The following is a 14894-nucleotide window of genomic DNA, read 5'->3' on the forward strand; positions in this document are numbered from 1 at the left end:
ATAGAAACTGAATTTTGTGCGCCAAGTGTTTTGGCAGAAATCTTGTCATTGATTCGCCGCGTCTTTTTGAACGCAGCCACGCAAAACTTCCCGACTTTCTGACTTTTCTGACTTTCTGACTTCCCGACTTCCCGACTTTTCTGACTTCTTCCAATGCTTCTTTTATCGCCCTAAAATCAGGCAGTTATTTTACCGTTGCGTCAAAGGCACTGTTCAAAATTTGGCCATTGCGTTTCATTTGCACCCAAATCCGATATTTTCCTGCGGAAGGAAAAGCGTAAGGAAACGTAACCATTGCATCCATTTTGTTGTGCTTGCCTTCGGGCATATCCATCGCAGGCATCGAAGCCATCAAATAACGGTTGCGCTCCGTTTCATCCATTTTTCTGATCTTGGTAATTTCCCGGTCAATACTGTCGCGAAAACGGTTTGCATCCGGCGTGGCCGGTATCTTTTCGTCGCCTTTCATCCGGTTTTGCAAAATTTCCTGCGAAGCCATGGAAAAAGTACCAACCGAGTGCAGGTGCATATAAACTGAACCGTCGTATTTTAAAACAACCGCATGGCCCATCATGCCCATATAAGGTTCCAGTTTTACGGCTGCGCCGGATGGGTCATGGATGGCAAAAGTTAAAGGATAAACTTTACCAGCTTCAAAAGGCGTGTTGGCGGCATGTTCCCAAATGGCAGAAGAACCATCGGCCAGTTTCATCGTTTCGCCGGGGATACCGCAAACCAGCGTTGTTTTTCCGGGGAAATTATCAACGTTTTGATTGGTGCTGTTGGAGATGACATAAGTATCATCCGGATCATGAAAAAAAGCAGAATACAATTTTGCCGATGCTGTTTTTACCCATGTTTTTTTCGGGACAACAATCGTATCGGCAATGGTTTCGTTAAAGCCTGTCCAACGTACCACATCTGCAAAAACCAAATACCGGCCTTGAGGCAAATCGGGCAGCAGGGCAAAATAATTTAAGCTGTCTTTTCTAACCGGATGCAAATGCGCAAAAACATCCAGCGAGTTTTCCCGAACCATAAACAAATGCATCAGTTTGCCATGATCCGGAACGATAAAACTCATGGACTTTTTAGCAGCTTTAAGCGAGTTGGAATCAATTTGAAAATGTAAAACCTGCTGCTGGTCGTAGTTTAAAATGCTGGATTTTGCCAGCGGCGGCCTGTACATATATTTGGCGTAATTGCTGCTCCAACTGTTCCACCAGGAAGAACCGCCGTAAAGCATCAGTGCCAAAACCAAAAAAGCAATGCTGGCACCGGTCAGTTTTTTTCTGCGGATGTTGGGCAGGTTGTTTGTGCCGGGCTTTAACAAACCATCGCTTACGCTGGCACCGATGATGGTCGCCATCAAAACCACAAGCAGCAAGCCCAAACCTGCCAAAACCCAGCCCAAAGATTTCGGCATGGCGCGTTGCGCGGTAGAAACGGCCATCACCGGGATCAGCACCGTCCCTTTTCCCAAAGTGCCATCCACCGTAATTTTCATGCTGGCCGTTCCGCTTTGCATCAGCCAAACGGAAGCCTGGTATTGGCCCGGCGTCCCTTTTACCGGCAAACCTTCGTCTGCTTTGGGCGAACCTTTGTCGCCGGCGTACCAGTAAACCGGTTGCACCGATACTATTTTTACCGCATAATTTTCAATATAAACCGAAACATTGGCCGTTCCGGGGATCACATCCGGCGGGTTGACATTTACGATAATGTTGTACGGCCCGGCCTTCCCTTCGTAAACCACACCCGGACTTCCAACGTGTGCGAAAGCTATTTTGCCAATCAGCAGCAGCAACAGGAACAATACTGTTTTTATCGCCTTCATCTTTGTACTTTCCTCATCCAGTTTCCCCATTTATAACCAATTGAGCCGGAAATGGTCGCAATTACGGCCGCAATCATTAATCCTTTTATCAACGTAAAACCCGTATCTACATTTTCGGGCCGAAAAGAATAGCGGTATGGATAGTTTGGGTCGCTGCCGAAATACCAGGAAGTTCCGCCGAAAAACCAGCTTCGCGCCAAAACCGAAGTGTGCAGAAACGTGCCGAAAAACCACTGCACCACAAAGAAAACCGCCAGAAAAGCCAAAGCTGCCGATACTGTTTTTACCCATACTTTTTTGGTGTGAAGCTGAAGGAACAGCCAATCTACCATCATCGCCGGGAAAATGATGAGCAGCGGAAAATCAAAAGCCTGGTAATGGCTGATGTGGTTTAAAACCGGGCCAAGCCGCGGCGATGCGGGGAACAAAGGCAAAATCCACAGCAGCAACAGCAATTGCAGGGTGTAAACGGCGGCCGTGGCGGTGGCGGCCCATTTCATTTTGAAAGCACGTGCAACCGCAATCAAATAAAGCGGGAAAAGCAGGCAACCAATTTGGTAAAACAATGCTTTGTGCATCCGGTGTTTCCCTAAATATTCGGAAAAAAGCGTAAAAAAAGTAGTGAGCAACAGGCCGGCAGCCAAGGCAAAAAGCCAATTGTGCAAGGTTTTAGATTGATTTTCACGGAGGTGGTTGGCACTGGCGATAACGGCAATCAAAGCACCAAACTGGATCATCATCATGCCTACGGCCAGCAAAGTGTGCGGCGGCGATAAAATGGTAACGTCCAAACCGTAAGTATTATGCCACCAATCATCAAAAGGGGCGGAAGTAAGCATCGCGATAGCGCCCCAAATACAAAAAAGCGCGCCCAGCGAACCGTAAAAAATCCCCCAAAAATTGACCGCTTTTGCTTTTTCTTCCGGGTTGCTGAAGAAGGATGTTTTTAAAACCTGGAAGCCCGAAAACAAACCGGAAACTACCGCGCCAATATAAATAACCAAATGCGGCGGTGCAAAAAGCCCGTCGCGGCCAATGCTCATGTGCCAGGAAATATCCCAGATTAAACCGGTAACGATGCAAAGCGAAGAAAAAACGCAAGCGTAAACGTAAGGCTGTACCGTAGAAACGGTATTGACTGTTGCCGTTTTTTCTGCGGGATAATCTGCAGGAAGGTAAAGATTGGTTTCCATTTGATGCCGTTGTTGGTTAGCTAAAAGTATTTAATTTAAAGGGTATTTTCAAGGTGAATAAATTGTTTCCCATTTTTAAAGCCTGTTTAAATTTACATAAGAAAAAATACCAATGCTTCTTTTACCCTATAAAAATTGGTGCCGGTATCAATTTTTATAAACCAAAAACCAAATGTTTACCATTTTTTAGGCGGTAAAAGAAGCATGGAAAATAAACTGAACAAATTTAAACAGATTCTTAATGTCTCCGTATTCAGGAAAAAACCCTGAAAAATGGCTTAATCATTTTGTTGAAACCGTATCCCTTCTACCGTTTAGGCAAACAAAAAACACAAAAAAAGAGCCGCCCCGAATACCAGGACAGCTCTTTTTATCACCTAAAAATAGGTGTTGGTTACATACCGAAAGCTTTTTTCAGTTCGCCTGCGGCAAAAGCCTGTGCTTCTTTGGCCTGCGGAACTACGGTTGCCATTCCGAAAAACTCATGCGTTACGCCATCGTAATTTCTACTGGTTACGTTTACACCGGCTGATTTTAATTTATCGGCCAGCTTGGTACCGTCATCGTGCAACGGGTCGTACTCATCGGTAATAATGGTTGTAGGCGGCAAACCTTTTAAATTGGCATCCACCAATGAGAGGCGTGGGTCTTTTGCATCTGCCGGAGTGCGGGTATAGTTTGTGGTAAACCAAATCATCATCGGTTTATTCAACGGTTTATCGTTGGCTTGTTTCATGTAAGAATCCGTTTTGGTATCGCTTTGCGCAATCGGATAAACGCTCACAATGTGTGTTGGCAGCATGATACCGTTATCGCGTGCTTTGATTGCTGTTGCTACAGCCAGGTTTCCACCAGCACTTTCGCCCAAAACAGCAATTTTCTTTGGGTCGCCTTTGATAGAAGCTGCATTTTTAACCGTCCAGGCATAAGCTGCATAAGCATCATCATGCGCCGTCGGGAATTTATGTTCTGGTGCCAAACGGTAAGCCACCGAAACCACAATTGCGCCAACCTGCTCGGCCATAGCCTGTGCAGAAGCGTTGTAAACATCAATATTGGCAATTACAAAACCACCGCCATGATAATAAACAATCACCGGAAAAGGGGCTTTGCCTTCTTTTGGCGTATAAATACGGATATGGATATTGCCGCCTGCAACCGGGATTTCTTTGCCCACTGTATCCACTTTTGGCGCTGGCATCGGAATGTTGTTTTCTTTCATTACAGCCATTACCGCATCGGTTGGCGTATGGTTTTTTCGGGCTTGCACGGCCGTCAGTGTCTCGATTGGTTTATCACCATAACTTGTTAATTTCTCAATCACTACGGCCATTTCCGGTTTAATGTTTGGTGCCCAGGCCGGTTTCGACCCTTTTGGCGTTAAGGTTTTGGCCGATGAAGTATCAGTGGTTGCTGTTCCTTTTGTTGTATCGCTTGTGCTGCCTGTTTTTGCACCGCTGTTGCAAGCTGTGAAAGAAACTGCTGCCAATGCGATGGCACAAATAGGTAAAGAAATGGCAGTTTTGCCAGGCTTCAATTTAAATTTTTGAAGAAGTGGAAATTTCATAAATTAAGGGTTGTAATTGTTTATTATTTTTTTTGTGATAATTGATTTTCAACGGGGCTATAATCCACTTGTTTAGAAGGATTTATTTTGAAGCAAACCGTTAAAAAACCGTAATGAAAAATACGCGCTAAAAGGTTAAACGGTTTTGTAAAAAACCATTGAAACAACAAAAAGAACTTCCCCAAATACCAGGACAGCTCTTTTTATCGCCTAAAAATTGGCAAAACAATTAAGGCTGTTTTGTTCCCGAATCCGTTGCAACGGTATCAACACGCTTGGTTACCGCACTGGAAGTATCATTTTGTATTTTAGTATCGCCTTTCCCTTTGTTGTTGCAAGCTGCAAACGAAAAACTTGCCAATACAAACAGGCTCATCAAAACATAAAGTTTAGGTTTTCCTGCTGCTAATGTTGTTCTATAATTTTGTTGATTTTTCATGATTAATAGTTTAGGGTTGATTGTTCGTAATGGCTAACCGCAGCAAAATCCTTTTGTTTAAATTGATTGCAATTTGCTTTACGGTTTTGCTGCCAACTCAAAATTCAATTCCAAAACCAACGTGTGTTTAATTTATCGTATTTTCGCCGCTCAAAAAAAGTATTTTAAGATGGGCCAACGAACCAAGATCAAGGCGCTTTTGCAAAGCGGAGAAACCGGATTTGAAACCACGGTAAAAGGCTGGGTGCGCACCTTTCGCAACAACCAGTTTATTGCTTTAAACGATGGCTCAACCAATCAAAACCTGCAAATTGTGGTTGATTTTGAAAATACCGACCCTACTTTGCTCAAACGTTTGACGACCGGCGCGGCCATCAGCGTAACCGGGCAAGTGGTTGCTTCGCTGGGAAAAGGGCAAAAAGTAGAGGTAAAAGCAGCATCCATCGAAATTTTAGGCGATTCTGATCCCGAAAAATATCCGCTTCAACCCAAAAAACATAGTTTGGAATTTTTGCGCGAGATTGCCCATTTGCGTTTTCGTACCAATACTTTCAGTGCTGTTTTTAGGGTGAGAAATACGCTGGCTTTTGCCGTCCACCAGTTTTTCCAGGAACGCGGATTTGTGAATTTGCAAACGCCAATCATTACGGCTTCGGATGCAGAAGGTGCGGGCGAAACTTTCCACGTTACCAATTTCGACTTAAACAATATTCCGAAAACCGATCAGAACGAGATTGATTACAAGGAAGATTTCTTTGGAAAAGCAACCAATTTAACCGTTTCCGGCCAGTTGGAAGCCGAATTGGGCGCGATGGCTTTGAGCGATGTTTATACTTTCGGCCCAACTTTTCGTGCAGAAAACTCTAATACCACACGTCATTTAGCCGAATTTTGGATGATCGAGCCGGAAATGGCTTTTTACGATCTGGAAGATAACATGAACCTGGCCGAGGATCTGTTAAAATACGTGATAAAAGAAGCATTGGCCAAAAACGCCGACGACTTGGAGTTTTTGGCGCAGCGTTTGGCCGAAGAAGAAAAGCAAAAACCACAGCAGGAACGCCAGGAATTGGGTTTGCTGGAAAAACTGCAATTCTGTCTGGATCAGGAATTTGAACGTTTGACTTACACCGAAGCGATTGAGATTTTAAAGGAATCAACCCCAAACAAAAAGAAGAAATTTACTTATTTAATTGAAGGCTGGGGCGCGGATTTACAATCGGAACACGAACGTTTTTTGGTGGAGAAACATTTTAAAAAACCGGTGATATTGACGGATTATCCGGCGGCCATTAAAGCGTTTTACATGCGCCAAAACGAACCGGATGCCGAAGGGCGAAAAACCGTTCGGGCGATGGATATTTTATTTCCGGGAATTGGTGAAATGGTTGGCGGCTCGCAGCGTGAAGAACGTTTGGATAAACTGGAGCAGCGCATGGACGAAATGGACATTCCAAAAGAAGAACTGGACTGGTATTTGGACACACGCCGTTTTGGTGCTTGCGAACACGCGGGTTTCGGCTTGGGTTTCGAGCGTTTGGTGCAGTTTGTAACAGGCATGGGCAATATCCGCGATGTAATTCCTTTTCCTCGTTACCCAAAAAATGCGGAGTTTTAATTTTTGTCATGCTGAACTCGTTTCAGCATCCCATCATACAAGTTCAACTGTTATTTTCTTGGTGAGATGCCGAAATAAATTCGGCATGACAAAACATTAAAATATGAACCCGGAAATCATAATCCGCAAAATAAAACCGGAAGAAGCAGCGCAATTCGCTAAGTTTAGCTCCGATTTGTTTGCTGAAACTTTCAACAAATTTAACGATCCGCAGGATATGGAAAATTATCTGGCGGAAGCTTTCAACCTAAAAAAAATTGAGCAGGAATTAGCTAACCCAAATACATACTGTTTTTATGCCACTAAAAACAGTATGCCAATTGGTTGTATCAAAGTGATTATTGCTGATGCTTCTTTTACCGGCATAAAATCAGTGGAGCTTTCAAGATTGTATGTTTCTAAAGAATATCATAAGCAAAAGATTGGCGCAACTTTAATGGCTTTTGCTATTGATTTCGCCATAAAAAATCAAGCTCAAAAATTATGGCTGGGCGTTTGGGAACACAACCAAAAAGCAATTGATTTTTATCATAAATGGGGATTTATAAAAACCGGTATCCATAATTTTAAGTTGGGAAATGATGTGCAGCAAGACTGGCTGTTGGAGAAAGTTTTAGCTTAAAATTTACTTTTCTTCTTGATAACCTTTGTGCAAAACCAAAAAGCTGGCGCGTTCTTCTTTGTGAAAAGGTACGTCCCAATTTCCCTGGTAACTGATTTTGGTCGGCAACAATTCCCCGCCAAAATGATTGAGTTCGATGTCCATTTGCACATTAAAATCCATCACAAAGTTTTTAAATTTCATGTCCACATAACGGCCTAAAATCTGGAAATCGCGCCTGTCAAAAATCGTGGTCAGTTCTTTGATCATCACTTCATCTTTCTGGTCGTCCGTCAGGTTTGCCTTTTGAATTACCTTAAAACGGTAAACCGGGATCGAATCCAAGTAAGTGCCGCGCGCGAATTCGTAGCGGTAATAAGGCTTCATTTCGGGCGAAAAAATTTCGGTTTTTTTGCTGATAAAAGGAATGCCGCTAACAGGCCTGCCCGGACTAAAAATCAACGTTTTCAGCTTACTTTTATACGATTCGTTTTTCCCTCCGGCGTTTGGAGAATCGCCGCCTTTAATAAAATCAGAATTGTAGGCGTTCATAAAAATGTAATCAAACATTTCGGTGGTGTACAATTCGTATTTTCCGTTGCGCTTGTATATTTTACCGCTGTCGGCTTTGGCCAAATATTGGATTTTGTGCCCGGCAGCCGAATTGCTGTGTTTCAGCTTGCGGTAGATTTTACCTTCTACCCGGTCGTTTTTATCATAAGTGTAAACCCGGTTTTCGGCCGTAAAAGCATATTTTTTCATGTTGCGGAAAGCTTCATAAAAGCTGGTGTCGCGCAAAATCTGGTCAATAAAATCCTGCACATACAAACCGCCGCGTGCACGGATATTTGCGACGGCCGAATCCACCACAACCGTTTGTAAAGTATCGGGGTTAAACCTGTTTATTTTTTGAGCGAACGTACTTGCAAAGCATAACAACAGCAACAACAGCACAACGGCTTTTTTCATTTTTGATTTTTAATAGTGGCTGCAAAAGTAAGCTATTAAAATAATTTTGTGGTTAAAAAGAGCCGTTAAACGTAAAACTACGCAACCAAATTTCGTGATAACACCTTGCCAAATACCGTTTTAAAACGGTTAAAATTGGATTATCCTAAACCGAAATTTACAATTCTAATCTACTTGAATTATAATTTAAACCCATGAAAAAAATGATATGGATTATCCTGTTAAGTGCAGGAGCAAGTGCGGCACATGCACAACAACAAACTACCAATTTAAACCAAAACAAAGGCTGGTGGACAGTTGAAAGCAATGTAAAATCACCAAAAAAACAATTGGTAAAATTTTACAATAGTGATTCGCAATTGCTTTATGAAGAAATTTACAATCAGAAAATCTTAAACTATTCGCGAAAAAGAATACGCAGAATGCTGGACAGTGCTTTGGCCGCAGTTTTAAAAGCTAAAACTAATATTGGAGAAGCAGCAAACTTAGCCAATGTAATTAAGCATAAACATTAAACTTAGTTTGATCACCTTCTATTAAATTGAAACTTATGCTTTTTGAAATGAATTCTTTGATTGTTTTGTTTCATTCTTTAAAACATATATCCGCTTTTATTGATGCAATTTTATGTGTAAAGTTTTTAAACTTTTTAAGGAAAATAGTACAAGTTATATTCAAATTAAAAATGTAATTTATTCGAGAAACTGCTACAATCAACTTGATAAAACAAACATTTATATACAAGTACGACAACCTCTTTTTATTTGACTGGTTTCTACAAATCGACGTTAATTAGAATTGCAGATTTTACCTTTTAAATTACCGTAATAACACCTTTTAAAAGCCGTGGTTTAACGATTGTTGCCGCTTTACTTGGAAAGTAATTTTGGTTCTAATTAATCAACAATAATTAAACATTATTCAAAAAATCAAAACGATGAAAACTTTTAAAATTACTTCTATTATTTTAAGCTTGTTCTTTTTGCTTGGAAATGCAAAAGCCGACAAACCAAAACACCATACTGTTTTTACCATGCATTTTTCGGTCAATGCTTTTATTGATGCCGATGCCCGCGGCCTATGCGACGGCTTGACTGATATTATTGCCGATAATGCTAAGTTTAGCATCATGCGCGGCGATCAAATGTTATGTTTCAACAAAAAAGAAATTATCAAAAGTATGGAAAGCCTGCGCGGCGTACAACAAAACTGTACCACTAATTATAAGGTTGTAGAAACTTTTGACCGCTATGTTTTGGTTAAAGTGGAGATGAAATATCCAACATTTTCCCGCTTCAATTACATTACTTTGCACCAATGCAGCGATGGCTGGAAGATTACCAATGTGTCGAGCATCTTTGTAAAATAGATTGCAGTTCTGTCGTTTCGACTAAAAGGAGAAATTTTATTCCAATTTTCCAAGCTTGATTACTTTGAAAAAGATTTCTCCCTTCAAATCTAAATGACAATACCAATTTTATACCGATAAAAGAAGCATCAATTACCCAATTCTTTTAAAGCAAGATAAGCCATCAAACCCGTGCTTAAAGCAAGCGCACTTTCATCCACATCAAAAGTTGGTGTGTGTACGGAAGATACAATTCCACGTTCTTCGTTCCGCGTTCCTAAACGGTAAAAGCAGGCATCGGCCACTTGCGAATAATAGGCAAAATCTTCGGCAGCCATCCAAATATCCAAATCCAAAACGTTTTCTTTTCCCAGATAATCTTCGGCAAAACCACGAACGCGGGCAGTCAGTTTTTCTTCGTTGATTAAAAACGGATAACCTTTTCGAATTTCAAAATCGCAGCTTCCGCCCATGCTTTCGGCCATGCCTTCAGCCATTTTTTTCATTTTGAGGTGTGCTTCGGCACGCCAGTTTTCGTCCATTGTCCTGAAAGTCCCTTCCAAATAAACCTCATTCGGGATGACATTGGTTGCGCCATTTGCAATCACTTTTCCAAAAGATAGAACCGACGGCGACTTCGGATCGGCAAAACGGCTGACTACTTGCTGCAAAGCGGTTAAAATATGTGCCGTAATAATCACCGGATCAATGTTTTGCTGCGGTTGTGCGCCATGCCCGCCTTTTCCTTTTACGGTTACATACAATTCGTCGGTGGAAGCCATGTATTTTCCGGCACGAAAACCAACTTTTCCGGCATCAATCAAAGGCATTACATGTTGGCCAATTACGGCTTGCGGTTTCGGGTTTTCCAGCACGCCTTCTGCAATCATTAAACTTGCGCCACCAGGCAATTTTTCTTCTGCAGGCTGAAAAATAAATTTCACGGTTCCGCCAAATTCACTTTTAATTTGGTTGAGAATACGGGCCGTTCCAAGCAGCGACGACGTATGCACATCGTGGCCGCAAGCGTGCATAACACCCGGGTTTTGCGATTTATAAGGAACCTCATTTGCTTCAACAATCGGCAGTGCATCCATATCGCCGCGCAAAGCCACAACCTGGTCAGAAGGTTTTTCGCCTTGCAATATCGCAACCAAGCCGTTGCCAGCCATTTTTTCGTAAGCAATTCCCAATTCATCCAACTTGGATGCAACAAAAGTACGCGTGTTTTCTTCGTGGAAAGAAAGCTCCGGATGCTGGTGCAAATGCCTGCGGTTGGCAATTACATCCTGGTGTATTTGTTGGGCAAGTTCTTGTATTTTATTTTTGATCATCGGGCGTGGTATCCAATTTTGGCGGATTGATTTTTTCGGAAACAAGGAACAGGGTTGGAAACTGCGGGCGTAAATCGCGCATCAGTTTTTGTGCTTCCAAACGCGTTCGGAAATCACCGGCCTTAAGTTTAAAATTCGGTTCCTGGTAAATAATATACGTTCTTAAACCAGGATATAATTGATTAAATGCCGCTTGTTTCGCATAGATTTCGTTCCGGTCAGAACTGATAAAAAACTGCACGCGGTAACCATAAGCAGAACCAGTTACGGTTTTTCCGGCAGGAGATTTTGCGGCCGACAACCGATGTGCGATCAAACTGTCGATCCGCGGGTCTTTTATCACTTCTACTTCGCCGCGAGTTTGTGCAGAAGAAAATGCAGACAAAAAAAGTACCGATAAAAAAAGCATCCAGGCCGATAACAGCCGGATGCTTCTTTTAGCACATAAATTTAAGTGAACCATGGTGTTGCTTGGTTTTAATTGGAAAGCCATTACGCCATGCCAACACCATGACAATTTTTATATTTTTTACCGCTTCCGCAAGGGCAAGAATCGTTACGGCCAATCTTTTGCTCTACTTTAACCGGCGTTGGTTTTTGCAGTTCGCGTGTGTCTTCATCCGGCACACCATTGGTTTCGTGCACCAATTGTGGTTTTGAAATGCGCATTTGGCGCATGTCCAATTTTGGTTCCGGCCTTGCTTCCCGCACTTCTTCCGGTTGTTGCTGAACCGGGATGCCTCCTTTAAACAAGAAACTTACAATTTCTTTGTTGACGTTTGAAAGCATCTGACGGAACAATTCAAAAGCTTCAAACTTGTAAACCAACAGCGGGTCTTTTTGCTCGTAAACTGCGTTTTGTACGGATTGTTTCAGCTCGTCCATTTCGCGCAAATGCTCTTTCCAGGCATCGTCAATAAAGGTTAAAACCACGTTTTTTTCGAAAGATTTAACCACTTCATGCCCTTCGTTTTCCACCGCTATTTGCAACGGAACGGCGACTTGAATACCATGAACGCCATCGGTAAACGGAACAATGATGTTTTCGATCATGTTGCCGCGCGTGTCGTAAACGTCCTTTAAAACCGGATAAGCTTGTTTGGCTATCGCTTCGGATTTGCGTTTGTAATATTCGTTGATTTCATGGAAAGCAGTTTCCACCAAAACCGGCGTTGTTTTGGCAGCGAAATCATCATGCGTGATTTCGGTATCTACAGAAAACAAACGGATCATTTCCAATTGGAAACCTTCGTAGTTGTTGGCGTCTTTAAACTCGGTGACCACGTCTTCGGCAACGTCAAAAATCGTATTGTTCAGGTCAACATCCAAACGTTCGCCAAACAACGCATTTTTACGGCGCGTGTAGATAACGGTTCGTTGCGAGTTCATCACATCATCGTATTCCAGCAAACGCTTGCGGATACCAAAGTTGTTTTCTTCCACTTTTTTCTGCGCACGCTCAATGGATTTGGTGATCATGGAATGCTGGATCACTTCGCCTTCTTCGATACCCATCCGAACCATCAGGCCCGAAATACGCTCTGAACCGAACAAACGCATCAAATCATCTTCCAAAGAAACAAAGAATTGGGAAGAACCCGGATCGCCCTGACGGCCGGAACGGCCGCGCAACTGCCTGTCAACACGGCGCGATTCATGGCGTTCTGTACCCACAATGGCCAAACCGCCAACCTCTTTTACGCCTTCGCCCAGTTTAATATCTGTACCACGGCCGGCCATGTTGGTAGCGATGGTAACCGTGCTTCTTTTACCTGCTTCGGCTACAATTTCCGCTTCCCGTTGGTGCATTTTCGCGTTCAAAACGTTGTGCTTGATGCCACGTAGTTTTAACATCCGGCTTAACAATTCCGAAATTTCTACCGAAGTTGTACCCACCAAAACCGGCCTTCCGGCTTGGGTTAAATTCACAATTTCGTCTGCAACAGCGTTATATTTTTCGCGCATGGTGCGGTACACCAAATCTTGCCGGTCAGAACGGCTTGCAGGCGTATTGGTTGGGATTTCCACCACGTCCAGTTTGTAAATTTCCCAAAACTCGCCGGCTTCTGTAACGGCCGTACCCGTCATACCGCACAATTTGTGGTACATCCGGAAATAGTTTTGCAATGTAACCGTGGCAAACGTTTGTGAAGCATCTTCCACTTTCACGTTTTCTTTCGCTTCGATGGCCTGGTGCAAACCATCGGAGTAACGGCGGCCATCCAGCACACGGCCGGTTTGCTCATCCACGATTTTTACTTTGCCATCATCCAAAATATATTCAGTATCGCGCTCGAACAATGTGTAAGCTTTCAGCAATTGGTTAACGGAATGAATACGTTCCGATTTGATAGAAAAATCGCGCATCAGTTCATCTTTCTTGGCTACTTTTTCTTCGGAAGATAAACTTGATTTTTCGATTTCGGCAACTTCTGTCCCCACATCAGGCATCACAAAGAAATGCGGGTCTTCACCGGAAGTCGTAATCAGTTCAATACCTTTTTCCGTCAATTCAACCTGGTTGTTTTTTTCATCAATCACAAAGTAAAGTTCGGTATCTACTTTCGGCATTTCCTTGTTCTGGTCCTGCATGTAATAGTTTTCGGTTTTGTTCAGCACCGTTTTGATGCCTTGCTCACTTAAAAACTTAATCAACGCTTTGCTTTTTGGCAAACCACGATGGGCACGCAACAAGGCCAAACCGCCTTCATCCACGCCGCTTTTACCTTCGGTAATTTGCTTTTTGGCTTCGTTTAATTTAGTGTTGACCAGGCTTTTTTGTGCATTTACCAACCGTTCGATGCGTGGTTTCAACTCATAAAACTCGTGTTCATCGCCACGCGGAATCGGGCCGGAAATAATCAACGGCGTACGGGCATCATCAATTAAAACCGAATCCACCTCATCCACCATGGCATAATGCAATTTGCGCTGCACCAATTCTTCCGGACTGCGTGTCATATTGTCACGCAAATAATCAAAACCAAATTCATTGTTGGTTCCGAAAGTAATATCAGCCAAATAAGCGTTGCGGCGTTCTTCCGAATTTGGTTCGTGCCGGTCAATACAATCCACCGATAATCCGTGAAACTCGTACAACGGCCCCATCCATTCACTATCCCGGCGAGCCAGGTAATCGTTCACCGTTACAATATGTACGCCTTGTCCGGCCAGTGCGTTTAAGTAAGCCGGCAACGTGGCAACCAAAGTTTTACCTTCACCCGTCGCCATTTCGGCAATTTTTCCCTCATGCAAAACGATACCGCCGATCAACTGCACATCGTAATGCACCATGTTCCAGGTAACTTCGTTTCCGGCAGATATCCAGGAATTGTGGTGGATGGCTTTATCGCCCGAAATCAAAACGTTCTTTTTAAAAGCTGCCAGTTCACGGTCAAAATCCGTCGCGGTAACTTCCAAAGTTTTGTTGTTGGCCAAACGTCGCGCTGTTTCTTTTACCACCGCAAAGGCTTCGGGCAAAATCTCCATTAAAACCACTTCCAGCTCTTTGTTGCGGTCTTTTTCCAGCTTGTCAATTTCTGTATAAAGCTCTACTTTGCGGTTAACTTCCAGGGTTTGGTCGTTTTCGGCTTCGTCTTTCGCTGCTTTTATTTGCGCGTCTATTTTTTCCAGAGCAGATGCAATGCGTGCTTTAAAATCCAGCGTTTTGGCACGCAGTTCATCATTGCTGATTTGGTCCAGCTTGGCAAATTCTGCTTTTATTTTTTCTACTAAAGGCTGTACACCTTTAACATCCCTTTCCGATTTATTGCCGAAAAGTTTACTGATAAATCCCAACATGTTGTAATCTCTAAGATAAAAAACTCCATTTGCAACAATTGCGCCAGCGGCAACCGAAGTCATAATGGCAGGTAAAATTACGGATTTTGATTGAAAACTGCATCCTTTAGCTTAATGCTCATGCAGGTTTTGATCGTACTTCTTTTATCAACCTAAATTTAGTATCGAAATTAAACTGTTTTTATTA

Annotated in this window: 12 protein-coding genes; 4 read left to right on the forward strand and 8 right to left on the reverse strand. The window is 42.8% G+C overall.

Going from position 1 to position 14894, the window contains the following annotated elements; genetic code table 11:
* Window positions 1–184: 184 nt before the first annotated feature.
* The 4 genes from V5804_RS08830 to V5804_RS08845 all read right to left on the reverse strand — a co-directional run bounded on the left by V5804_RS08830 (window position 185) and on the right by V5804_RS08845 (window position 5036).
* Window positions 185–1867: a hypothetical protein gene (locus V5804_RS08830; RefSeq protein ID WP_369591019.1), complete on the reverse strand. Its 1683-nt coding sequence runs from the start codon at window positions 1865–1867 to the stop codon at window positions 185–187.
* Window positions 1834–3030, reverse strand: coding sequence for a hypothetical protein (locus V5804_RS08835; protein WP_369591020.1), 1197 nt, complete (start codon window positions 3028–3030; stop codon window positions 1834–1836). The genes V5804_RS08830 and V5804_RS08835 overlap by 34 nt, the downstream gene beginning before the upstream one ends.
* Window positions 3031–3424: 394 nt before the next feature.
* Window positions 3425–4597, reverse strand: coding sequence for an alpha/beta hydrolase (locus V5804_RS08840; protein WP_369591021.1), 1173 nt, complete (start codon window positions 4595–4597; stop codon window positions 3425–3427).
* Between the two features lie 229 nt (window positions 4598–4826).
* Complete coding sequence (locus V5804_RS08845) at window positions 4827–5036, reverse strand: hypothetical protein (protein ID WP_369591022.1); 210 nt, start codon at window positions 5034–5036, stop codon at window positions 4827–4829.
* A 169-nt stretch (window positions 5037–5205) separates the two neighbouring features.
* On the opposite strand from V5804_RS08845, the gene asnS reads away from it, so the two are divergent.
* Together asnS and V5804_RS08855 are read left to right on the forward strand one after the other, a co-directional pair.
* On the forward strand, window positions 5206–6654 hold the full coding sequence (gene asnS, locus V5804_RS08850) for an asparagine--tRNA ligase (RefSeq protein ID WP_369591023.1): 1449 nt from the start codon (window positions 5206–5208) through the stop codon (window positions 6652–6654).
* Between the two features lie 103 nt (window positions 6655–6757).
* Window positions 6758–7276 (forward strand): GNAT family N-acetyltransferase, encoded by a 519-nt coding sequence (locus V5804_RS08855; protein ID WP_369591024.1) that lies wholly within the window; start codon window positions 6758–6760, stop codon window positions 7274–7276.
* Between the two features lie 3 nt (window positions 7277–7279).
* Here the strand turns inward: V5804_RS08855 and V5804_RS08860 are convergent, their stop codons facing one another.
* Window positions 7280–8224, reverse strand: a complete 945-nt coding sequence (locus V5804_RS08860) for a hypothetical protein (protein ID WP_369591025.1) — start codon at window positions 8222–8224, stop codon at window positions 7280–7282.
* A 194-nt stretch (window positions 8225–8418) separates the two neighbouring features.
* On the opposite strand from V5804_RS08860, the gene V5804_RS08865 reads away from it, so the two are divergent.
* Complete coding sequence (locus V5804_RS08865) at window positions 8419–8739, forward strand: hypothetical protein (RefSeq protein WP_369591026.1); 321 nt, start codon at window positions 8419–8421, stop codon at window positions 8737–8739.
* Window positions 8740–9161: 422 nt separating this feature from the next.
* Window positions 9162–9593, forward strand: a complete 432-nt coding sequence (locus V5804_RS08870) for a hypothetical protein (protein ID WP_369591027.1) — start codon at window positions 9162–9164, stop codon at window positions 9591–9593.
* A 128-nt stretch (window positions 9594–9721) separates the two neighbouring features.
* On the opposite strand, the gene V5804_RS08875 is transcribed toward V5804_RS08870, so the two are convergent.
* Genes V5804_RS08875 through secA form a run of 3 tightly spaced genes read right to left on the reverse strand, consistent with a single transcriptional unit; the run spans window position 9722 to window position 14707 of the window.
* On the reverse strand, window positions 9722–10906 hold the full coding sequence (locus V5804_RS08875) for a M20 family metallopeptidase (protein ID WP_369591028.1): 1185 nt from the start codon (window positions 10904–10906) through the stop codon (window positions 9722–9724).
* On the reverse strand, window positions 10893–11369 hold the full coding sequence (locus tag V5804_RS08880; RefSeq protein ID WP_369591029.1) for an SPOR domain-containing protein: 477 nt from the start codon (window positions 11367–11369) through the stop codon (window positions 10893–10895). The genes V5804_RS08875 and V5804_RS08880 overlap by 14 nt, the downstream gene beginning before the upstream one ends.
* Window positions 11370–11398: 29 nt before the next feature.
* Window positions 11399–14707 (reverse strand): preprotein translocase subunit SecA, encoded by a 3309-nt coding sequence (gene secA / locus V5804_RS08885; protein WP_369591124.1) that lies wholly within the window; start codon window positions 14705–14707, stop codon window positions 11399–11401.
* Window positions 14708–14894: the final 187 nt, after the last annotated feature.

The sequence above is a fragment of the Mucilaginibacter sp. genome (assembly GCF_041088075.1).
Lineage (GTDB): Bacteria > Bacteroidota > Bacteroidia > Sphingobacteriales > Sphingobacteriaceae > Mucilaginibacter_A.